The 21421-nt window shown below is 73.5% G+C and carries 19 protein-coding genes and 1 pseudogene; 9 read left to right on the plus strand and 11 right to left on the minus strand.

All coding sequences use genetic code 11. The features are described from left to right. Positions 1-8 precede the first annotated feature (8 nt). Complete coding sequence (locus EES41_RS02610; RefSeq protein ID WP_123075293.1) at positions 9-1373, plus strand: carotenoid oxygenase family protein; 1365 nt, start codon at positions 9-11, stop codon at positions 1371-1373. 76 nt (positions 1374-1449) lie between these two features. Further along, positions 1450-2931 (plus strand): alpha/beta fold hydrolase, encoded by a 1482-nt coding sequence (locus EES41_RS02615; protein WP_123075295.1) that lies wholly within the window; start codon positions 1450-1452, stop codon positions 2929-2931. A 75-nt stretch (positions 2932-3006) separates the two neighbouring features. Here the strand turns inward: EES41_RS02615 and EES41_RS02620 are convergent. From EES41_RS02620 to EES41_RS02635, 4 genes and pseudogenes are all read right to left on the minus strand, one after another. After that, a pseudogene (locus tag EES41_RS02620) lies at positions 3007-3766 on the minus strand (DUF3626 domain-containing protein). Between the two features lie 53 nt (positions 3767-3819). Next, positions 3820-4476, minus strand: coding sequence for a class I SAM-dependent methyltransferase (locus EES41_RS02625; protein WP_123075297.1), 657 nt, complete (start codon positions 4474-4476; stop codon positions 3820-3822). 62 nt (positions 4477-4538) lie between these two features. Next, positions 4539-4967: a pyridoxamine 5'-phosphate oxidase family protein gene (locus tag EES41_RS02630; RefSeq protein WP_123075299.1), complete on the minus strand. Its 429-nt coding sequence runs from the start codon at positions 4965-4967 to the stop codon at positions 4539-4541. Between the two features lie 143 nt (positions 4968-5110). After that, positions 5111-5548, minus strand: a complete 438-nt coding sequence (locus EES41_RS02635) for a hypothetical protein (protein WP_123075301.1) — start codon at positions 5546-5548, stop codon at positions 5111-5113. A gap of 144 nt (positions 5549-5692) precedes the next feature. Here EES41_RS02635 and EES41_RS02640 point away from each other — a divergent pair, with 144 nt between their 5' ends. The 3 genes from EES41_RS02640 to EES41_RS44115 all read left to right on the plus strand — a co-directional run bounded on the left by EES41_RS02640 (position 5693) and on the right by EES41_RS44115 (position 8437). Continuing rightward, positions 5693-6274 carry a TetR/AcrR family transcriptional regulator gene (locus EES41_RS02640; RefSeq protein WP_123075303.1) on the plus strand — a complete coding sequence of 194 codons (582 nt, stop codon included), beginning with the start codon at positions 5693-5695 and terminating at the stop codon, positions 6272-6274. Positions 6275-6357: 83 nt separating this feature from the next. Continuing rightward, a complete protein-coding gene (locus tag EES41_RS44110; protein ID WP_367995761.1) occupies positions 6358-7554 on the plus strand; it encodes a hypothetical protein in 1197 nt (398 codons plus the stop codon). Beyond that, positions 7451-8437 (plus strand): helix-hairpin-helix domain-containing protein, encoded by a 987-nt coding sequence (locus EES41_RS44115; protein ID WP_367995806.1) that lies wholly within the window; start codon positions 7451-7453, stop codon positions 8435-8437. The genes EES41_RS44110 and EES41_RS44115 overlap by 104 nt, the downstream gene beginning before the upstream one ends. A 231-nt stretch (positions 8438-8668) precedes the next feature. Here the strand turns inward: EES41_RS44115 and EES41_RS02650 are convergent, their stop codons facing one another. From EES41_RS02650 to EES41_RS02660, 3 genes are all read right to left on the minus strand, one after another. Beyond that, a complete protein-coding gene (locus EES41_RS02650; RefSeq protein ID WP_367995807.1) occupies positions 8669-9628 on the minus strand; it encodes an SMP-30/gluconolactonase/LRE family protein in 960 nt (319 codons plus the stop codon). Between the two features lie 296 nt (positions 9629-9924). After that, positions 9925-10122 (minus strand): antitoxin, encoded by a 198-nt coding sequence (locus EES41_RS02655; RefSeq protein WP_123075307.1) that lies wholly within the window; start codon positions 10120-10122, stop codon positions 9925-9927. Between the two features lie 82 nt (positions 10123-10204). Then, positions 10205-10885: an SGNH/GDSL hydrolase family protein gene (locus tag EES41_RS02660; protein ID WP_123075309.1), complete on the minus strand. Its 681-nt coding sequence runs from the start codon at positions 10883-10885 to the stop codon at positions 10205-10207. Positions 10886-10941: 56 nt separating this feature from the next. Here EES41_RS02660 and EES41_RS02665 point away from each other — a divergent pair, with 56 nt between their 5' ends. Both EES41_RS02665 and EES41_RS02670 read left to right on the plus strand, forming a co-directional pair. Beyond that, positions 10942-11562 carry a TetR/AcrR family transcriptional regulator gene (locus EES41_RS02665; RefSeq protein ID WP_123075311.1) on the plus strand — a complete coding sequence of 207 codons (621 nt, stop codon included), beginning with the start codon at positions 10942-10944 and terminating at the stop codon, positions 11560-11562. A gap of 101 nt (positions 11563-11663) precedes the next feature. Beyond that, entirely contained in the window at positions 11664-12557 is an 894-nt protein-coding gene (locus tag EES41_RS02670) for a LysR family transcriptional regulator (protein ID WP_214353271.1), read from the plus strand. A gap of 143 nt (positions 12558-12700) precedes the next feature. On the opposite strand, the gene EES41_RS02675 is transcribed toward EES41_RS02670, so the two are convergent. Beyond that, positions 12701-13306, minus strand: coding sequence for a hypothetical protein (locus tag EES41_RS02675; RefSeq protein WP_123075315.1), 606 nt, complete (start codon positions 13304-13306; stop codon positions 12701-12703). An 89-nt stretch (positions 13307-13395) separates the two neighbouring features. Beyond that, on the minus strand, positions 13396-13533 hold the full coding sequence (locus EES41_RS41260) for a hypothetical protein (protein ID WP_164495723.1): 138 nt from the start codon (positions 13531-13533) through the stop codon (positions 13396-13398). A gap of 191 nt (positions 13534-13724) precedes the next feature. Here EES41_RS41260 and EES41_RS02680 point away from each other — a divergent pair, with 191 nt between their 5' ends. After that, the gene (locus tag EES41_RS02680) at positions 13725-16829 is read left to right on the plus strand and encodes a tetratricopeptide repeat protein (protein ID WP_164495724.1); all 3105 of its coding nucleotides are present in this window, start codon (positions 13725-13727) and stop codon (positions 16827-16829) included. A 38-nt stretch (positions 16830-16867) separates the two neighbouring features. On the opposite strand, the gene EES41_RS02685 is transcribed toward EES41_RS02680, so the two are convergent. Both EES41_RS02685 and EES41_RS02690 read right to left on the minus strand, forming a co-directional pair. Beyond that, entirely contained in the window at positions 16868-17710 is an 843-nt protein-coding gene (locus EES41_RS02685) for an SDR family oxidoreductase (RefSeq protein WP_123075319.1), read from the minus strand. A gap of 268 nt (positions 17711-17978) precedes the next feature. Next, positions 17979-20327, minus strand: a complete 2349-nt coding sequence (locus EES41_RS02690) for a bifunctional serine/threonine-protein kinase/ABC transporter substrate-binding protein (RefSeq protein WP_123075321.1) — start codon at positions 20325-20327, stop codon at positions 17979-17981. Between the two features lie 404 nt (positions 20328-20731). Here EES41_RS02690 and EES41_RS02695 point away from each other — a divergent pair, with 404 nt between their 5' ends. Then, positions 20732-21307 (plus strand): hypothetical protein, encoded by a 576-nt coding sequence (locus EES41_RS02695; protein ID WP_123075323.1) that lies wholly within the window; start codon positions 20732-20734, stop codon positions 21305-21307. Positions 21308-21421 lie beyond the last annotated feature (114 nt).

Genomic DNA, 21421 nt, shown 5'->3' on the forward strand with positions numbered 1-21421 from the left:
GTTCTGCGATGACCACCAGCAAGCCGTACCTGACCGGCCACTACACCCCGCTCCCCGAGGAGGTCACCGCCACCGGCCTCACCGTCGAGGGCTCCCTGCCGCCCGAGCTGACCGGCCGGCTGCTGCGCAACGGACACAACCCCAAGCCCGGCGTGACCCCGACCCACTGGTTCAAGGGCAGCGGCATGGTGCACGGCATCCGCCTGCGCGCGGGCCGCGCCGAGTGGTACCGCAACCGCTGGGTGCACACCCCCGCCCTCGACGGCGCCCCGTACATGACCGAGCGCGGCCCCGACCTGACCGCCAGCACCGCCGGCACCCACGTCATCGAACACGGCGGCCGCCTCCTGGCCCTGTGCGAGGCGAACCTGCCCTTCGAGCTCACCCCGGAGCTGGAGACCGTCGGCGCCCACGACTTCGACGGGAAGCTGCGCGGCGCGATGACCGCGCACCCCAAGGAGGACCCGGTGACCGGGGAGCTCCACTTCTTCGGGTCCTCGCCGTTCCCGCCGTTCCTCACCTACTACGTCGCCGACGCCAAGGGCGAGGTCATCCACAGCGCCGAGGTTCCGGGAGCGACCGCCTCGCTCAAGCACGACTTCGCCCTCACCCGCCGCCACGTGGTGTTCGTCGAGGGCAACGTCACCTTCGACCCCGCCGAGCACTCCGGCATCCCCTACAGCTGGAGCGACCGGCAGCCCGCCCGGATCGGTGTCATGCCGCGCGGAGGCGACGGCGCCGGACAGATCCGCTGGTTCTCCATCGAACCGGGCAACATGCTCCACGTCGCCAACGCCTACGAGGACGGCCAGGGCCGCATCGTCCTGGAAGGCCCCACCGTGGACCGCGAGGGCTTCCGGCTCTCCTGGAACTGGTGGGTCGGCGCACCCGGGCGCGGCAGCGAGCCCGGCTCCCGCTCCTACACCCGGCGCTGGGTCATCGACATGACCGACGGCACGGTGGGCGAGCAGATCATCGACGACCTGCCGGTGGAGTTCCCGACCCTCAACGAGGACTACCTGGGCGCCGAGAACCGCTACCAGTACGCCATCTACTTCCCCGACGAGAGGGGCTTCGGCGGCTACGGCGTCGTCAAGTACGACCGCACCACCGGCGCCCGCCGCATCCACCAGGTGGGCGACGCCCGGATGCCCAGCGAAGCGGTCTTCGTCCCCGCCGCCCGGGCCACCTGCGAGGACGACGGCTATCTGCTGACCGTGGTCTCCGACCTCAAGCAGGACGCCTCGCAGCTGCTGGTTCTCGATGCCTCCGGCCTCGATCGGATCGCCACCGTCCACCTGCCCCACCGGGTGACCGCCGGAATCCACGGCTCTTGGGTCCCCGACAGCGCCCTTGCGGGCACCGCGGGCTGATCCCGGCACCCGCCCGCCGCCCCCACCCCCCACCACCAGCGCCGCCCCGGCGCGTACACGATCAAGGAACACCGCCATGACAAGATTCCGCACACGCGCCGGCTGGGCCGCCGCCGCCCTCGGTGTGCTCGCGACCACCCTCGCCGCACCGGCGCTCGCCCAGACCGAGCCGGGATACCGCCCGGCTTCCGCGAACGGCATCGACTGGCACGCCTGTGCCGACGCCGACTTCAAGGACATGCAGTGCGGATCGCTGCGGGTACCCATCGACTGGTCCCGTCCGGGTTCCGGCAGCCTCGCCCTCGCCCTGGTCCGCCGGCCGGCCGATGACCAGGCACACCGCCAGGGCACCCTGCTGCTGGGCGACGGCGCGGGCGGTTCCTCGATCGAGCAGCTGCGGCTGGCCATGCGCAGCCACCTGCCGCAGTTCGCCGGCGACATGACCGGGAAGTTCGACGTCGTCGCCGTGGACCCGCGCGGAGTGGGGCACAGTACGCCGATCGTGTGCGGGGAGGAGCTGGGGCCTGCCGGGGTCAGCCACTTCCCGCAGGACAAGGCCGCCTTCGACGCACTCGTCTCCCACAACCGGGCGTTCGCCGAGGACTGCCTGCGCCGCAACGGCCCCCTCGCCGCCCACGTCGACCTGACCAGCACCGCGCGGGACTTCGAGGCGGTCCGGACCGGGCTGGGCGAACGGCAGCTGAACTGGTACGGAATCCACTACAGCACCCTGTTGGGGCGCACGTACGCCGACCTCTACCCGGGCAAGCTGCGCACCATGGTCCTCGACACCGCCCTGGACGACACCGGCTCCCCGCTGCGGCGGACCGTCGAGGAGGCCGCCACCGCCGAGACGGCCTTCAACCGTTTCACCGCCTGGTGTGCCGCGTCGGAGGACTGCGCCCTGCACGGCAAGGACGCGGCGGCCGAGTACGACGCCCTCGTCGCCCGGGCCGACCGCGAGCCGATCCCCACCGGGGGCACGGCCCACCAGCCGCTGACCGGTGAGGACATCCGCGAGGCCACGCAGGACTACCTGACCATGTCGGGTCAGTTCTGGCCCGAGCTGGCGAAGGCCATCGTCGCGGCCCAGAAGGGCGACGCGGTCGACTTCACCCGCGACCCGGACAACACCCTCGACCCCGTGCAGGTCCAGGTGCCCGCGTGCCTGGACAACGCCCGCCCGGTGCGTACCCTGGCCCAGCTCACCGACCTGCGGAAGGAACTCTCCCGCGTGTCCCCGCACTTGGGCGGCGCCGTGCGGTCCTACAAGGCGCTCGCCGGCTGTCTCGGCTGGCCCCAGCCCGCCGTGCCCGTCAAGGCCGGCGCCCGGGTGAACGGCGCTCCGCCCGCCCTGATCCTGCAGTCCACCCACCAGGCCCTCGCCCCGTACCAGGCGGGCCCGGCCATGGCCGCCCAGCTGCCCGGCAGTGTCGTCCTCGCCCGGGAAGGCGACGACTACAGCATGTTCCTGGTCTCGCAGTGCGCCAGGGAGGCCACGAACCGCTACCTGACCACCCGCGCACTGCCCGCCCCCGGCACCACCTGCACCAACTGAGCGACGCCGCCCCGCCCCGGGGCGGTCCTCCCGCTGAGCAGCTCCCCCACGATGGCCAGGCCACCGGGGAGCTGCTCAGCGGCGTTCGTCGACCACGGCCGCCACCACCGTGGCCGGGCTCGCGGATCCGTCCGGTTCGGGTCGCGGGGGCGCCCCGAACCGCGCCAGACAGTGCCACACCTTCTTGACCGCCTGCGGGTCGTGGTCGCCGGTCCGGGCGGCGTCTGCGACGATGCGGGGATCCAGCACGCCGTCGACGGCGATCCGGGCGCCCAGCTCGACGTACTCCCGGCCGCGGTAGTCGGGGTGGCGGCGGAGTTCCCCGACGGTGAGCCGGAAGCCGGGGTGCCATTCCACGGGGCAGGTCAGCCGCCGTGCCGCCACCTCGACGGCGGTTCCCCGGTGAGGGTTCCAGGAAGCTGTCCGGGTAGCAGAAGGTGGTCCGCGTCAGCGTCCGGGCGGTCAGCCGGAAGTGCGCGGAGCCGAACCGCGGGGCCGCGCCGACCGGCTTGCGGCGGAAGTTCAGCGCTCCGTAGGCCGGCCGTTCATGAGCGGGCGCGTCGTCGTACGCCGCGTTGAAGATCCGGCTCTCCCAGCGCCACCGGTCTCCGCCGGGATACGCGGTCAGGCCGCCGTTGCTCGTTCCGGTGACGAACTGCGAGCGGTAGACGCCGTCGTCGGCCAGTGCCTCCAGGACCGGCCGGCCGTGGGCCTCGCGGTCCGGATGGAAGTTGAGGGTCACCCGCAGCACCGGATCCACCGGAGGACCCGACGACAGCTCGCGGACATGACGGATGGCTCGTTCTTGCGGTGTTGGGGAGGCTTCCGGACTCATGCGCGCAGTGTCCACCAGGCCGATCCCCGGTGCACCTCGATTGTCCCGCCGGGTCAGGTACGGGCGATCAGCGCGTACCTCTCGTCGGTGACGGGTCCGCCCCACAGCTCGGCGTCACCGCTGAGCGGTTCGACGTGCAGGGTGGAGACGAGCGGCCCGACGGCGGCGGCCAGATCCACGGCGGTGACACCGCCCTGCCAGGGAAGTGACTCGGCTCCGGCGACGTACGGCACGCCGGCCCCTCCCGTTTCGCGCCACCGCCCCTCGACCAGGACCAGCCTGCCTCCCGGGTTGAGGCGCGCGACCCACTCCCGGAGCGCGGCGTGGGGGTCGGGCAGTGTCCACAGCAGGTGCCGGGAGAGGACGGCGTCGTACCGCCCCTGCCCGGTCGGTGGGGCGGCGGCGTCGCCGACGAGGAAGCGTCCTGCCCGTCCCGCGGCGGCGAGCTTGGCCTCCGCCCGCTCCACCATGTGGGGCGCGAGGTCCACGCCGGTGACCCGGTGCCCGGCTTCGGCCAGCAGCAGGGACAGCGAACCGGTGCCGCAGCCGACGTCGAGCACGTCGGCCGGCGTGACGGGGAGCCACGATCTCAGGAGCCGGGCCCACGCGGCGCGGGTGTGCTCCTGACGCAGTCCGTGGTCCGGTTCGTCGTCGAACGAGGCGGCGGCGGCGTCCCAGTACGCGGTGATGGCAGCGGTGGCATCAGACATGTCAGTGAGCATGGCAGCCGGCACTGACAGCGCACCGCGACCGGGGTGGAGCGGGCGCCGGCTCAGAGACCGCCGAGGTCCGCCGACAGCCAGTGTTCGGGGCGCATCCGGATCGTCAGCTGGGCGCCGTGTTCCCGGGCCGCGAACTCCAGGAAGGGTTGCACCGCTTCGGGCCGGAGGTAGCGGGCGGCCATTTCCCGCGACTCCTTCTCGGTGGTCGGCTCGGTCGACACCACCGTGCCCTCGACGGACACGTAGCGCACGGTCGGCTCGACCCGCTCGACGAGCAGGGAGAACCGGCCCGCGTGGGCCAGGGCCAGCGCCTTGGCGGATTCGCGGCCGGTGGTGATCCACAGTTCACCGCCCGGTTCGTACCCGTACCAGATCGGGACGGCCAGGGGCGCCCGCCCGGGCTCGGGCCGGGTGACGGCGAGCGCCCCGATGTGGGGCTCGGCGAGGAAGGACTGACGCTCGGCTTCGGACAGGGGCATGTCGTCTCCAAGGCTTCCGTGGGCGGGCCGGGCCGTTCGATCCTCTCGCCTTCCCCACCCGGGGCCTTCCAACCGCCGGGCACGACACGCCCCCGCGGACGCCACGGGCGGCCGAACGGGTGGCGCCGCGCCCGGGAGCGCCGTTACGGGGCGCCGAGTTCGGCGTTCGCCCTGGCGGCGACATGGGCGAGCGCGCGGGCGGCGATCTCCCGCTCGGCCGCCGGAAGACCGCCGTACAGCCGCTCGGTCAGGCCGGACACGGCGTCCGTGAACCCGCGCTGGATCCTGGCGCCCTCGTCGGTGAGGGCCGAGCCGGCGCCGTCGAGCAGCCCGGCGTCGGCGAGTTCGTCGAGCAGGGTGTGCGCGCGCGGCCCGTCGATCTTGAGCGTGGCGGTCACGCGGTCGACGGCGCCGGCGCGGTCGAGCCCGTCGGCCACGGCCTTGAGCGCCACGGACTGGTGGAAGGTCAGGCCGGAGGCGGCGAGGAGACGATCCCGCACCGCGGCGATCGCGTGGTACGCGATGCCGATGGACTGACCGTTGAGGAGGGGGACGGCGGAGGTGACGGAGGTGGCGCTCATGGCGTGAATCCCCTTGCGGTCGAGGTGTATCGGGGCTGCGCCCCGACCAACCGGAGGTATCTCCGGTTGACCGGCCGCCAGCCTAAGCGGAGAACTCTCCGGTTTTCAAGAGAAACCGGAGAATTCTCCGCTACGCTGCTCCGCATGACCGCCCCCACCGAGCGCGCCGACGCCGCCCGCAATCGCCTCCGCATCCTCGACGCCGCTCGGCGTCTGCTCGCGGCGGACGGCTTCGCCGAACTGTCGCTGGACGCGGTCGCCAAGGAGGCCGGAGTCGGGGTCGGGACGGTCTACCGGCGCTTCCAGCACCGGCCGGGGCTGGTCTACGCGCTGATCGAGGACAACGAGGCCCGCTTCCAGGCGTCGTTCGCGCGGTACTGCGCGACGGACACGGCGCCCTCGGCGCACGACCGGCTGCGCGCCTTCCTGCACGGCATGGCCGACCTCGTCGAGGACAACCGGGAACTGCTGCTCCTGGCAGAGGCGAGCGCACCGGCGGGGCGCTACCGCAGCGCACCGTTCCGCCACCACCACGAACAGATCGTCGGCATGGTCGCGGAGCTGGCCCCCGCCGTGGACGCCGCCTATCTGGCGGATCTGCTCCTCATGCCCTACACCCCGGGCCTGTTCGACTTCCAGCGCACCGAACGCGGCTGGGACGTGGCCCGCATCAAGCGCGGCCTGGACACGCTGATCGCCGGCATCGGGGCGACCGCGGAACACTGACCGGCCCGCCGGACCGAGGGGTTGAGCGGCGGGCGCGACGAGCCCGGCGGCCATTGTCAGTGCCCCACGAGAGGATCGCTCTCATGACGACACTTACCGCCGCCCAGGCGCTGTCCAGCACGTCCGGCCCCGCCGCCCTGTCCGGCCGCAGCGAGTACGAGGCCGCGCTCCGGCGCCTGCGCGAGGCCTCGCAGGCGTACTACGGCGACGGTGACAGCGCCATGGACGACGCCGCGTACGACCGGCTCCGGCTGGCCCTCCTGGCCTGGGAGACGGAGAACCCCTCCGAGGTCGCGCCCGGCTCCCCCACCACCCTGGTCGCCGACGGGGCGGCGCCGGCCGGCGATGTCGCGCACACCACCCGTCTGTTGAGCTTGGACAACGTCTTCGACGCCGAGGGCCTGGTGGCCTGGGGCGCCTCCGTCGAGCGCCGGCTGGGGCGCGCCCCGGCCGGCGGGTTCACCGTCGAGCCCAAGATCGACGGCGCGGCGGTGGCCGCCCGCTACCGCGGCGGCCGCCTCGTGCGGATCGTCACCCGCGGCGACGGCAGCCAGGGCGAGGACATCAGTCACGTCATCGGCCAGATCGACGGCCTCCCCGAGCAGTTGGCCGGGGAGGTCACCGTCGAGGTGCGCGGTGAGGTGGCGTTCACCCAGGAGCAGTTCGAGGCGGCGAACACGGTCCGGGTCGCCCACGGCGCACCGGTCTTCGCCAACCCCCGCAACGGCACGGCGGGCACGCTGCGGGCGAAGGACCGGCCGTACCGGCTCCGGATGACGTTCTGGGCCTACGGCGCGGTCGAGCTGGAGGGCGTCCCGTTCCTGCCCGCCGGGGCCACGCACACCGACGCCCTGGCCGCCGTGGCCGCGGCCGGGGTGCGGACGACCGCGGCCGCCGGCGCCGGACTCCACATCGTCGACGACCTCGCCGGGGCGCAGCAGAGGGTCGACGCGATCGCCGCGATGCGCGCGGAACTGCCCGTCGGCATCGACGGCGTGGTCATCAAGCTGAACGACACGGCCGAGCAGGAGGCCATCGGGTCCGGTACCCGGTTCCCGTACTGGGCCATCGCGGTCAAGCTGCCCGCCGTCGAGCGGCAGACGGTCCTGGAGGACGGTGTGGGAGGTAGGCCGCACCGGCGTCCTGGCCCCGACCGCGGTGCTCGCCCCGGTCGAGATCGACGGCTCCACCGTCACCCGGGCCACCCTGCACAACCCCGCCGACATCCGCCGCCGCGACCTCCACATCGGCGACACGGTGACGGTGTACAAGGCCGGTGACATCATCCCGCGCGTCCAGGCGGCCGTGGCCCGGCTCCGTCCGGCCGGGGCGACACCGGTGCCGCTGCCCGAGGCGTGCCCCCGCTGTGGTGGCGAGATCAACACCGCCCAGGAGCGGTGGCGGTGCGCGAAGGGCACCTCGTGCGCGCTCCCGGCGCTGATCGAGTACGCCGTCGGGCGCGAGATGCTCGACATAGACGGCCTCGGGAAGACGTACGTGGCGGCCCTGGTCGATTCAGGGGACGTCACCGACGTCGCCGACCTCTTCAGCCTCACCCTGGACCAGCTCACCGTGGCGTCCGGCAGCTCCAGGCGGGCCGTCAAGCTCGCCGAGCAGATAGAGGCCGCCAAGGCCCGCCCGCTGAGCCGCGTCTTCTGCGCCCTGGGGGTGCTCGGCACCGGCCGCAGCATGTCCCGTCGTATCGCTCGGCACTTCGCCACGATGGAGGCGATCCGCCGGGCCGACGCGGCAGAGATGCAGGACGTGGAGGGCATCGGCCCGGAGAAGGCCCGGGTCATCGTCGAGCAGGTCGCCGCCCTGGCCCCGGTCATCGACAAGCTGATCGCGGCGGGCGTCACCCTGCACGAGCCCGAGACTTCCGCGACGGCGTCCGCCGGGGGCCCGCTGGACGGCAAGGTCGTCGTGGTCACCGGCAAGATGGCCGGGCCTCTGGAGGGCTTCGGCCGGACCGAGATGAACGCCCTGATCGAGAAGGCGGGCGGGCGCGCGGGCAGCGGCGTCAGTGCCCGGACGTCCGTCCTCGTCGCCGCGCCGTCCGCGAGCGGCAAGCCGAGTTCGAAGGCGGTCAAGGCCGCCGACCTCGGTGTCGAGGTCCTCACGCCGGAGGCCTTCGCCGAGCTGGTCGCCGACTACCTGCCCTGACCCCGGCCGTCGGGACGGCGCGTGGCCCTGCGCCTCGGCCGGGGCGCCCGGCCGAGCGGCGGCGCCGGCGGGCCCACCAGGGTGCGCCTCACCGCGCCCCGGGCGTCATCCGAGGCGGACCTCCTGACATGAACGCGCGTATTGCCCGAGGGGGCTCCTCCCCGTCACCCGGTGAGCGGCGCGGCCCTTCGGCGTCGGTGCCGACCCGGCCGACGGTACGCCGGGGCTCGGTCAGCCTCGGTCCCCGGCCTCCCCCGGCCGTGCGCTGGCCGGCGGGAACGCCAGGCCCGTCGGCGTGTTCAGCCCGGTGAAGGGAAGCGTGACCTGCCCGCCGCCCGTCTCCCGTACGCGCACCACCCGGTTGTTGAACCCGTCGGCCACGTAGAGGCTGCCGGAGCCGTCGAGCGCGAGCCCCAGCGGGTCGCTCAGACCGGTGGTGGGCACCGTGCTCTGCCCGCCACCGCCCACGGGCACCTTCACCACGCGGTTGTTGCCGCTGTCGGCGATGTAGAGGTCCCCGGCCGCGTTCAGCGCCAGCCCGGTCGGCTGGGAGAGGCCGACGGTGGGCACGGTGGACTGGCCGCTCCCGTCCGCGGCCACCTTGACGACCCGGTCGTTGACGAAGTCGGAGACGTACAGGTCCCCGTCGGGCTCCAGCGCCAGCCCCCACGGGTGCAGCAGCCCGGTGGTGGGGACGGTCGTCTGGCCCCCGCCGGCCGAGGAGACCTTCACCACGCGGTCGTTGAAGCTGTCGGCGATGTAGAGGTCCCCCGTGCGGCCGACTGCGAGCCCCAGCGGGCGCGACAGGCCGACGGCGGGCACGACGGACTGCTCCCCGCCGTCCGGGGGCAGGACGACCACCCGATTGTTGCCGGTGTCGGAGGCGTAGAGCCGCCCTGCGGCGTCCCAGGCCATGCCGGTCGGCCGCACGAGGCCGTCGAACGGGACGGTCGTCTGGTCGCCGCCGTCGGAGGGCAGCGCGACCACCCGGTTGTTGCCGTAGTCGGACACGTACAGGGGCGGGCCGGCGGGTGACCGGGGGTCACCGGGCTGCGCCGCGCCCGCGGCTCCCACGGGGAGCGCGGCCAGCAACAGCAGCCCCGCCGCCAGCGCCTGCCACCGGGCCCGCCGCCCGCGCGTCGTGCGGCCGGCGCCGGCCGGGGAACCGAGCGTGCGCGGCCTGGCCGTCATGCGTTCCACGACTTACCCACCTGATCTGGACCGGCGGGCCCGCTGCCGCGCCTGCGCCGACCCTAGGAAGCCGCCCCGGCCACCACGGAAACCACGCCACCGACCCGCCGTCGCGCCACTCCAATGCCACATGCCCGGGTGCGGTTGAATCCCGTGGGGGCTCGCGTGCCTGCCGCTGACCAACGGCTCACCGCAGACGCCCGGTGCCTGAGGTTCCGCCGGCCGGCCGGCGGAACCTCAGGCACCGGGCGTCATGGAGCACCCTGGAGCACCCCCGGGAAACGAACTTCGAGGCCCTAGATCCTCGGGGGCCCCTCGTCCTTCGGCTTGTCGGAGCCGAGCTGCTCATTGAGCTTCTGCTGAGCCGTGTCCACCTGGCTCTGGTACTTGTTCCCGGTCTTCGCGTCGAACGCGTCGCCAGCCTTCTCGGTCCCCTGGTGTACCTGGTCCTCGTGCCCCTTGAGGAGGCCTTTGAGCTTGTCGAGCATCGACATGGCGGAACTCCTTTCAGATGCTGCTATATCCCCATGATCTCCGAATCCGGGCGAGCCAGCACCTCAGGCGGGGCAGTCGCGGTCAGACGTGCGTGGTCCGGGTGAGGACGTGGCTCAGGCTCTTGACCATCTCCGTGGCCATCACCGCCTGCCCCGAGGCGGCGAAGTGGATGCGGTCCTCGCTCAACAGGCCGTCCCGGGCGTTGACGGGGTGGTCCCACATGTCGACCACGACGGCCCCGTACTCGGCGGCCAATCCCCGGGTGAGGTCGTTGCACCGGGCCACCCGCGCGCTCCAGTCCGGGAAGACGGGAACGACGTACGCCTTGCCGAGGGTGAACGTCGTCAGCAGGGCCTCGCTTTCCGATGCCAGCTCGTACATGCGCCGCAGCCGCTGCCCGATCTCGGCGAAGTCCGGCTCGCGCCGCAGGAGGTCGTTGGCGCCGCACGGCAGGTGGAGGAGGTCGGGTTCGAATCCCAGCGCGCGCTCGATCTGACTGTCGAGGGTCCGCGCGGTCGTCGCTCCGTCCTCGGCCGTGTTGAGGTACTCCAGATCCGGACGCACGGCGCGCAGGACGTCCGCGAGCCTGTCGGACCACCCCCGGTGCCGGTAGCCGGGGCTGGGGCCCCCGGTGCCCGCGGACAGGCTGTCGCCGATCACGGCGAACCGGCGCCACGGGGCGGCGCAGAGCAGGGCCGCGGCGTCCAGCGGCGGCAGGCAGAACGGGTCGGAATCCTCGGTGAGGCGCGTCTTCGCATCCATGAAAGGCAACAATACGGTCGACCGTACGTAAAGACAAGCACTGTACGATCGGCCGTATGGACAGTGCGAAGGATCCGGAGATCACGGACAAGCGCCTCCTGCGCGGCGCCCGTACGCGCGGGATCGTGCTCCGCCAGGCCGTCGACGTCGCCTCGCTGGACGGTCTCGGCAGCGTGAGCTTCGGCCGGCTCGCGCTCGATACGGGGCTCAGCAAGGCGGGGATCCAGACCCTGTTCAAGACGAAGGAGAACCTCCAGCTCGCGGCCGTCGAGTTCGCGCGCGGGATGTTCGTCGACGCCGTCGTCCGCCCGGCCGCGACGGCGCCCCACGGCGCCGCCCGGCTGCGCGCGCTCCTCGACCACTGGACCGTGTACGCCGAGACCCCGCTCTTCGCCGGCGGGTGCTTCCGGGTCGCGAACCTCGCGGAGTTCGACAGCCACCCCGGTCCGGTCCGGGACGCCCTCTTCCGCGACCAGGAGGAATGGCGCGCGTGCCTCGCGACCGAGTTGCGGCACGCGCTGGACACCGGTGAGATCGCCGCGCTGGACGTGGAACTCGCCGTCTTCCAGATCGACGCCCTGCTGTGCGCCGCGAACACGGCCCTACAGGCGGGAGACACCGGTGCGACGGGCAAGGCGCGCCGCGCCATCGAGAGCCTGCTCGCCGCTCCGAACTGACCCACCGCCACCCCCGCCGGCGACAACTTCCGACACCGCTCGGCGATCGATGAGTCCGGTGCATGTTTGTCACCGCATCCATCGCCGTACAAGATGCGTCCATGGAGCTCCAGCAGATGCGTTACGTGGTCGCCGTCGCCGAGACGAACAGCTTCACCCGGGCCGCCGAGCGGTGTCTGGTCGTCCAGTCCGCCCTCAGTCACCAGATAGCGCGCCTGGAACGGGAACTGGGCGCGCGGCTGTTCGAGCGCACCAGCCGCCGGGTGCGGCTGACCTCGGCCGGTGCGGCGTTCCTGCCCTCCGCCCGTCAGTGCCTGGACGCGGCGGAGCGTGCGGCCGCCGAGGTGGCGGCGGCGGTCGGCGAGGTGCGCGGCAGGCTCGCCGTGGGCCTGATACCATCCGTCGCCGCGGTCGACATCCCGGGCGCCCTGCGCGAGTTCCACGAGCAGTACCCGTCCGTGCGCGTCAGCCTGCGCGTGGGCGCGAGCGACGAACTCGTCGAGCAGGTCAGACAGGGGGCCATCGAAGTGGCCTTCCTCGATCTTCCGACCACGGCCCGCCCCGAGGGGGTGGAAGCCCGGGAACTCGCCCGTGACTGCCTGGTCGCCGTGGTCGCGCCGGACCACCCCCTGGCCGGGGAGCCGGCGGTCGACCTCGGCCGGCTCTCCCACGAGGTGTTCGTGGACCTGCCGGCCCAGACCGCCGGGCGGGCCCAGTCCGACCAGGCCTTCGCCGACGCCGGCTTCAGCCGCGACGTCGCCTTCGAGGTGACCAACACGGACTATCTGTCCCGGCTGGTGTCCCAGGGCCTCGGCATCGCCCTGCTCCCCTCCACCTACGTGCACCAGCTCACCGGCGTACGGACCATCGAGGTCACCGACGCACCCGTCCGGGTCGAATACGTCGTCTGGAGCCGCGCCGACCGCACGCCCGCGGCGGCCGCCTTCCTCGCCGTCCTCGACATACCGGCGCAGTCCCCGCCCGGCACGGACTGACCCCGGTCCGGTCGTCAGCGGCGGCGGGAGCCGGACGTGGACCAGCGGCGGATCGTGCCCTGGCCCGGGCCCTGGCGGACACTGCGGCCTCGAATGCCCGTGCCCCGTGCCCGTGCCCGTGCGGCCGTCGAGCGTTTCCTGCACTAGCTCAGGGAATCGCGCGTGGCGGACGCCATGGTGGTGGAGATGAGCAGGCTGCTGGTGATCACGAAGACGAGGGTGATCGTCGCCGCGATGGTGCCCGGGGCCTCGGGGCGGGGGCCGAGGCGGGGTGGGAGGCGGGCGTCCGGATCGCGGGTCGTCCGTACGGACTCGCCGACCTGGGGGGCGTGGGCGCCCCTCAGCTGGAGGCGGGCGGCGGCGCCGGTCGGGAGCGTCACGTCGATGGCCGTGACCTCGTCGTCGACCCCGGCGAACGGGTCCGAGGTGCGGATCCATCCCGTCACCACGGCCTGTTCGGTCACGCCCCGGTCGTGCATCGTCTGGTCGTCCCGCATGTCGACCCGGAGGTAGACGAGCAGCATCCAGGACAGGTTCAGGACCAGTACGACCAGCGCCGGGCCCGCGCCGGCGTTCTTGGCGGCCCACCAGAACCCCACCCCGTGGAGCGCCACGACGGCGATGAAGAGCAGCGCCGCCCACGGGCCGGGACGCCCCTCCCAGACGGTGCGCGCGGCGAGGTACATCCCTGCCGGGACACCCAGCAGTACCGCACCGGCCGCGACGAAGCCCGCCCCGCTCGACGCCATGAGCCCCCTGCCCCCCAACGGCCGCCTCCGCGCGCCGTGTCCTGCCATGCCGTGGTGCACCCCTACCCCGCCGGGGAAGGGGGGAAGCCTCAGCGTTCGAGGAGCCAGGCGGTCAGGGAGCGTACCGCGCCGGATACGGCTCCGGCGGCGATCCGGCCGAGCAGGGTGAGCAGGTGCTCGCGGTCGGTCCGGTCGACTGAGCGGGGTGTGCGGGGTGTGCGGGGCACGTCGGCTCCTTGGGGTCCGTACCGGCCACTGGTGCGGCCGGCGCTGGGTCCATGGAGCGCTTTCCGGAGGGTTTCCGGCGAACGGGACCGGACGGGGCCGCCTCCAACTAGCCTGGTGGGAAGGGGTGATACGAGTTTTCCGGGAGGCCTGCCGACCGGAAGTCCACGCTCGGCGAGGTGGGGAGACGGCGATGACGACGATGCCGGGACGGCATGCGAACCGGTTGTGGTCGGAGCTGAGGGCGGTGCACGTGGCCGCCGGGAAGCCGACGCTGAGCCGGCTGGTCGCCGTCGCCGGCGAGCAGCGGCCCCCGCTGACGGTGTCCGACGCGACGGTCAGTGACTGGCTGGGCGGGAAGAGCCTGCCCGGCAAGGGCAACACCCGGCTCTTCCTGGTGCTGGTGCGTTTCCTGGGCGGCGAGGCGGCGAAGAAGAAGGGCACGACGTACGCCGCTCCCTCGGAGGCGCAATGGAGCCAGCTGCTGCGGCTGGCCCGCGAGGAGCGGGCGTTCGTGCCACCCGCCTCTGCCAAGCCGTCCGGCCGCACCGGGCCCGTGACGCTGCCGCCGCTGACGAGCGGGTTCACCGGCCGGTCCGGGGAACTGCGCGACATCCTCGGCCGGCTCGACCCGGCCGCGCACGGCCCCCGGCCCGCCGGGGCGCCCGACGACGCCCCGGCGACGGTCGTGGTCTCGGCGGTGATGGGCATGGGCGGGGTCGGCAAGACCGCGCTCGCCCTGCGGGCCGCCCACCAGGCCCGCCAGCGCGGCTGGTTCCCCGGCGGGGTCCTCTTCGCGAACCTGTACGGCTACAGCCCCCACCAGGAGCGGACCCCGGGCGAGGTCGTGGACCAGTTCCTCGGTGCGCTGGGCGTCCGGAGCGCGGACATCCCGGTGACGCTCCAGGGCAAGCTGGACACCTGGCGCATCACCCTGGACCACCTGGCGGCCGAGGACCTCCCGCTGCTTGTGGTGCTGGACAACGTCCGTAGCGCCGGAGAGGTCGCCGCGCTGCTTCCGCAGCCCCCGCACCGCGGGCTGGTGACCTCCCGGCAGTCCCTCGCCCTGCTACAGGCGCACCGCGTGGACGTGCCTCCCCTCACCCCGCTGGAGGCCGTGGACCTCATCGGACAGGTGCTGAACGCCGGCGGGATCCGCGACGACCGGGTCGCCGCGGAGCCCGGGGCGGCTTCGCGGCTCGCGCAGCTGTGCGGCTGCCTGCCCCTGGCCCTGGAGATCATCGCCGCCCTGCTGCGCGAGGAACCCGGCCGGAGCCTGGAGAGCCAGGCCGAGGAACTGACCGCCGCCCGGACCCGGCTGGGCCTCATCGAGATCGAGGAGACCGACGCGGAGAGCCGCCCCATGGCGGTACGGGCCTCCTTCGAGCTCTCGTACCGGCATCTGACGGAGCCCCAGGCGACCGCCTTCCGGCTGCTGGCCGCCGCTCCGGGGCCGGACATCTCCACCACCGCCGCCGCGGCTCTGCTCGGGACTCCCGGCAGCCGGCGGCTGCTGGCCGAGCTGTCCCGCGCGCACCTCCTGACGGGGGCGGACGAGCGCTGGTCGATGCACGACCTCATCCGCCTGTACGCGGCGGAGCAGTCCGACGCGCACGCGGACGCCGACGGGCGGGACGCCGCCCTCACCCGGCTGCTGGAGCACTACGTGACCACCACGGCGCAGGCCGACACCCATCTGATCAGCAGGCCCGGCAACCGCTCCCCCCGCTTCGACGGGCGCCGTCAGGCCCTGCGTTGGCTCGACGAGGAACGGGCGAACCTGGTGGCCGCCGCCACCGCGGCGCCGCAGCTCGACCTCCCGGCCGTCGCCTTCTCCCTCACCTTCTCCCTCGCCCGCTACCTCGAACACCGCCGCCGCTTCGACGAGTGGATCACCCTGAGCACCATCGCCCGCGACATCGGCCGCGCGAGCGGAGACCGTTCCGGCGAGGGCACGGCGCTCGTCAACCTCGGTTTCGCCCTGCGGCACTTGCGCGCGTTCGACGGGGCCGTCGCCGCACACACCGAGGCCGCCGGGATCTTCCGGCAGCTGGGCGACCGGGGCCTTGAGGCACTGGCGCTGAACCGCCTCGGCATCGCCCTGCAGGAGGCGGGACGGGCCGACGAGGCCATCGCCGCCTACCGCCGGGCCACCGGGGTCCTCGACCTCCTCCGTGACGATCCGCACCTGGCGGCCTCGATCGCCGGCAACCTCGGCGCGGCGCTACGGCAGGCGGGCCGGTACGAGGAGGCCGTCAGCGCCCACAGCCGTGCCGCCGAGCTCTTCCACCGGATCGACGACCAGCAGGAAGTGGGGTCGGCCCTCACCGGGCTCGGCGCCGCCCTGCAGTTCATGGGCAGGTACGAGGAGGCCATCGAGGCCCACAGCCGGGCCGCCGGGATCCACGCGCGCCTCGACGATCCGGCGCGCGAGGCCGCGGCGCTGGCGAACCTCGGCACCGCCTGGCAGTTGTCGGGCCGTACGGAGAAGGCGGTCGCCCCCCACACCCGGGCAGCCGGAGTCTTCCGCGAACTCGGCGACGCGTACAACGAGGCCTCGGTCCTGACCAACCTCGGGGACGCCCTCCACCAGACGGGCCGGACCGAGGAGTCCGTCGCCGCCTACGCGCGGGCCGCCGGCCTGTTCCGGGAGGTCGGCTCCGGACCGTACGAGGCGAGGACCGCCAACAGCCTCGGGGAGGCGCTGCTGGACCTCGGCAAACACGACGGGGCCGTCGAGGCCTTGGCCCGCGCCGCCGATCTCCACCGCGGGCTGGGTGATCACGAGCTCGAAGGCGCGGCCCTGCTGCGGCTGGGCGCCGCCCTGGAGGCTCTGGACCTGCCGGACGAGGCCGCCGCCGGCTACGCGCGGGCCGCCACCGCGTTCGAGCTGGCCGGCAGCTCCGGCGTCGGCTGGGCGCTGGCCGACCTCACGGGCGCGCTGGTGGTGGCTGACCGGGCGGAGGAGGCACTCTCGGCGGCGGAGTCCGCGGTGGAGCACATTCGGCGCGCGGCCGCGGACGACCCCGCCAGGCACTCCGGCGTCCTGGCCCGGTCCCTCGTACTGCTCGCGATGCTGCGCGTGGAGCGGCGCCAAGACCTCCCCGGGGGCCTCACGGCCGCGCGGGAGGCGGCCGAGCTCTTCACCCCGCTGGCCGTGGCACGGCCCGAGGTGCACGCCGCGTCCCTGCGGCTGGCGCTGGAGCAGTGGGCGCGCGTACTGGACCTGCTGCACCGGCCGCGGGAGGCGGAGGAGGTACGCCGCCGGCTGACGGAGGCGGGCCTCGACCAGTCCTGAGCCGGATGGGGTACGGGCGTACGGGGCCGGTCGCCGCGTCAGGCTCCGGCGGGCCGGGGCGGCCCCTGTACGAGGGCGCGCGCGGCGGCGTATTCGGCGCGGGACGCCTGCTCGTCCAGGTCCAGGTACCCGTACGCGTCGTCGCCGACCGGGATCCGCAGGGGCGTGGGGGCGGCGGCCGCGACGATGTCGAGGACGCGCGCCGCGAAGTCCTCGGGGCGGCCGGTCCCGGGGTTGTCGGCGAGGCCGCGGGTGCCTTCGAGCATCTCCCGGTTGGTCCCGTCGTAGGCGGGGACCCGGTGGCGCGCCTCGGCCATGGAGGTGCCGTAGCGGGTGGCGAACATGCCCGGTTCGAGCACGGTGACACGGATGTCGTGCGGAGCGGCCTCCACCGCCAGGGCCTGGCTCATGCCTTCGAGGGCGTGCTTCCCGGCGACGTAGGCGGCGAGGCCCGGGAAGGCCATCCTGCCGACGATCGAGGAGACGTTGACGATGTGGCCGTGTCCCTGGGCCCGCATCAGCGGCAGGACGAGGCGGGTGAGCCGCCAGGGACCCACGAGCAGGGTCTCCAGCTGGTCGCGCAGCTCGGCGTCCGAAACCTCCTCGACCGCGCCGAACAGGCCGACGGCGGCGTTGTTGACGAGGATGTCGATGCCGCCGAGGCGGTCGGTCGCGGTGCGGACGGCCTCCTCGCATGAGGCGGCGTCGCGCAGTTCGAGCGGGACCGGGATGATGCGTCCGGGCCAGGCGGAGGCCAGTTCCTCCAGGTCGGCGGTCTTGCGTGCGGTGACCGCGAGTTCGTCCCCGGCCCGGGCGGCGGCGGTGGCCAGCGCGTGCCCGAGGCCGGAGGAGCATCCCGTGACCAGCCAGCGTCGTCCCATCGTTCCCCCGTGATGACAGTGATGACCGTGGTGGTGGGTGGTGTCGCCGTGCGGTCGTCGCGCGTGGTGGACGGCGGTGGCGGCAGTTCATCGTCGGGGCGGTTCCGGCCCTCGGCCATCCCTCCTGCGGGGGCGTGCGGAGGCGCGGGGGCGCGCGTCCGGGCGCGCGCGTCGACGCGACGCGAACCTGCGGGTCACGCCGGGCATCGCCCGGTCCGCCGCCGTCCGCGGCCGGCCTTCGACGGCCGGTTCCGGGCGACGCGGCAGGTCAGGTCAGGTCAGGCCAAGGGGTGTAGCGGCCGCTCTTCACGCTCTTCCAGACGCCGCCGGTCACCGCGTGCACCGTGAGCTCGCGGTTGGTCGTGTCCCCGTACTGGTCGAAGGCGACCCGCCCGGTGACGCCGTCGAACGCCAGCCCCGCCACGGCCTTGGGCATCTTGGCCCGGGCGTCCGAGGGCAGGGTGCCGCCGTTGGCCGCGGCCAGGGCCTTCACCGCCTCGATGACGGCCCAGGTCGCGTCGTACGCGTACGCGCCGTACGAACCGGCCTGCTCCGGGTACGCCGCCGCCTGGTACTGCGAGAGGAAGGTCGGGCCGCCGGGGAGGTTCTCGGCGGGCGCTCCGATGCCGGTGGCCAGATCACCCTCGGCCTTGTCGTTGGTGGTGATGAACTGCGCGTCGAAGACGCCGTCGCCGCCCATGAAGGTGATGTTCACGCCCGCCTGCTTGAGCTGCTTCGAGAGCGGCGCCGCGGTGGTATAGTAGCCGCCGAAGTACACGGCGTCCGCGCCCGAGGCCCGGACCCGGGCGGCGAGGGTGGCGAAGTCGCCGCCGGTGGGGGCGACGTGGTCCGCGCCGACGAGGGTCCCGCCGAGCTTGCTGAACTCGCTGCTGAAGCCGGTGGTGAGGCCGGTGCCGTAGTCGCTGCTGTCGTCGATGACGAAGAGCTTGGTCTTCTTGCCCTCGTCGTGGAGGTAGCGGGCGGCGAACGGACCCTGGTCAGCGTCCGTGGCGACGGTACGGAAGTAGGTCTGGTACGGGCGGGACTTGGCACCCTTGACCCAGTCGGGACCGTACGTCAGGGCCGGGTTGGTGTTGGCGGGCGAGACGTTGACCAGGTTCGCCTGCTCGAACGGCCTCAGCATGGCTGCCGCGACGCTGGAGTTGAGGGGTCCGACCACGCCGAGCACCTTGTCGTCGCCGATGAACCGGGTGGCGTTCTCCTGGCCCTTGCCGGGCTGGGCCTGGTCGTCCAGGGCCTTGATCTCGAAGTTCACGCCGGGCACGTGACGGGTCCGGTTGGCGTTCCTGACGGCCAGGTCGGCGGAGTTCTTGATGCCGACGCCGAAGACGGAAAGGTCGCCGCTGAGCGGTGCGTCCACACCGATCACCACCGTGACGGAGGACGTCGCGGAGCCGCCCTTGCCGTCGGGCGAGTCGTCGCCGCTCAGGGTCCAGGTCAGGACGCCGGCGACGGCGAGCGTGGCCAGTGCCACGGCCAGTACCGTGGACCGCCGGGTCAGGGCGCCCCGCCGGACGGTCGCCACCTCGCCGCTCCCCCGGTGCTCCACCTCGCCGAGCGAGCCGGGTTCCTCGGCCGTGGGCGTCGGAGGGACCGGCTCCGGCTCCGCCGGGGCGGGGCCGGCCTCGGTCACCGCTTCCGGTACGGGAACGGGCGCGGGCTCCGGTACGGGCGCGGGCTCCGGTACGGGCGCGGGCTCCGGTGCGCGAACGGGCTCCGGTGCGCGAACGGGCCGGGGCGGAACGGACTCGGCGGTCGACGCCCCCGCCCCGGTGCCCCGCAGGACCGACTCCAGGAGTGCGGTGGCCTCGGCGGCGTTCGCGCGCCGCGCCGGGTCCTTGGTGAGGAGCGCGTCCAGTACGGGGGCGAGCGGACCGGCCTGGGTCGGCGGCCGGTGGGGGCGGGTGAACACGGCGATGGCGAGCGCGTGGAGCCCCTCGGCGTCGAACGGCGGACGCCCCTCGACGGCGTGGTAGAGGGTGGCGCCGAGGGCCCAGAGGTCGTTGGCCGGTGTTGGGCGCTTGCCCTCCAACTGCTCCGGCGGCATGTACTGCGGGGTGCCGATGACCATGCCGCTGTGGCTGAGCTTGGTGGTGACGTCCGCGAGGTGGGCGATGCCGAAGTCGGTGAGGACGACCCGGTCCTTGCTCAGGAGCACGTTGTCCGGCTTGATGTCGCGGTGGACGGTCCGCGCCTCGTGCGCTTCGGCGAGCGCGTCGAGCATGGCGGAGCCGATCTCGGCCACCCGCCGCACGGGCAGTCGGCCCTGTTCGCGGATCTCCGCCGCGAGGGACTGCCCGCGGATGAACTCCATGACGATGACGGGGGCGCCGTTGTGCTCCACGATGTCGTGGACCGTGATGATCCCGGGGTGGCTGAGGGTGACCGCCGCGCGGGCCTCGCCGATGAAGCGCCGGAGCAGCGTCACGCGGTCGCCGTCCTCCAGCCCCGGAGGGAAAAGGATCTCCTTGACGGCGACCTCGCGCCCGAAGAGCTGCTGGTCAAGGCCCCTCCAGACCCGGCCCATGCCGCCCTGGCCGATCCGTTCGACCAACTGGTACCGGCCGGCGATGAGTTCGGGGTTCTCCTGTGTCACGCGTCACACTCTAGGACCTGTTCGGCCGATCATGTGACGATCCCGGACATGCTCGTGGGCCCCGGCGAGAGGGGCGAACTCAAGCCGGGCCGGCCCCGTGGCGGTACGAGGAGGGGTGCGGGGCCGGGGAAGGGGGTGCGGGGCCGGGGAAGGGGGTGCGGGGCCGGGGACGTCCGGTCCCGTACGCACCGCCACCGGCCGCGTGCCCCGTGGACACCGCGCCGCCCGGACCCGGAGCCTCGCGGTCCCGATGATCCCGCTCTCTCCAGAGGGGACGCCCCCCGTCCCACCCGCCCCGCCCCCTACCAGGCAAACTGCCTGTTGCCGGGCCGGGGCCGTTGCATGCACCATCAACGGACACAGGCCACGCCCAGGGCCACCCACCTCGAACGAAAGCAACACGCGTGAACACCCGCCACGGAGATGACACGAGCCACCACCTGCCGTGGGCCGAGCACACCGTCAACGCCCTCAACGCGGACGACCTCGCCCGCACCGCCCTCGGTGAGGCGCTCGACACCGCCGGCGACCTGCCCCTCGAAAGGTCCCAGCGGCACGCGGAAGCACTGCGCGCCGCCGCCATGGGCCTCCCGCCGTCCGGCTGCGCCCTCGCCGCCGGGGTTTCCGAGCGCATGCTCGCCACCTGGCGGAACAACGACCCCTACTTCAACGCGGCCATGGCCTCCGCGCAGGCCCTCGCCCACGCCCACCGGCTCACCGGGTCCAAGGCCGCGACCGCTCCCTTCGCCCTGCGGCTCTTCCTGCGCGCCCTCCACAACGGAGCGGGCCTCTTCGCCGCCTCCGACCAGATCGGCCTCTCCCGCCACCACCTGAAGAAGCTGAGGGCGCGCCCCCAGGTGGAAGCCCTCATCACGGCCGCCCAGAACCTCGCCCGCAAGCCCGCCCAGCGCCGTGCCAAGCCCTTCACCTACCGCCTCGTGCGCACCGAACCCACCGCCGCCGCGCCCGAATCCGGCTGAGCCCGCCCTCACGCACCCCGGGGCGCCGGCCGGGCCGCCGAGAACCCCCCGGGCGGCGACGGCCCCGCGAAGGCCGCGTCCCCGGCCGGCGCCAAATCCATGGCGGGGCCCGGC

It is taken from the genome of Streptomyces sp. ADI95-16 (assembly GCF_003721495.1).
Lineage (GTDB): Bacteria > Actinomycetota > Actinomycetes > Streptomycetales > Streptomycetaceae > Streptomyces > Streptomyces goshikiensis.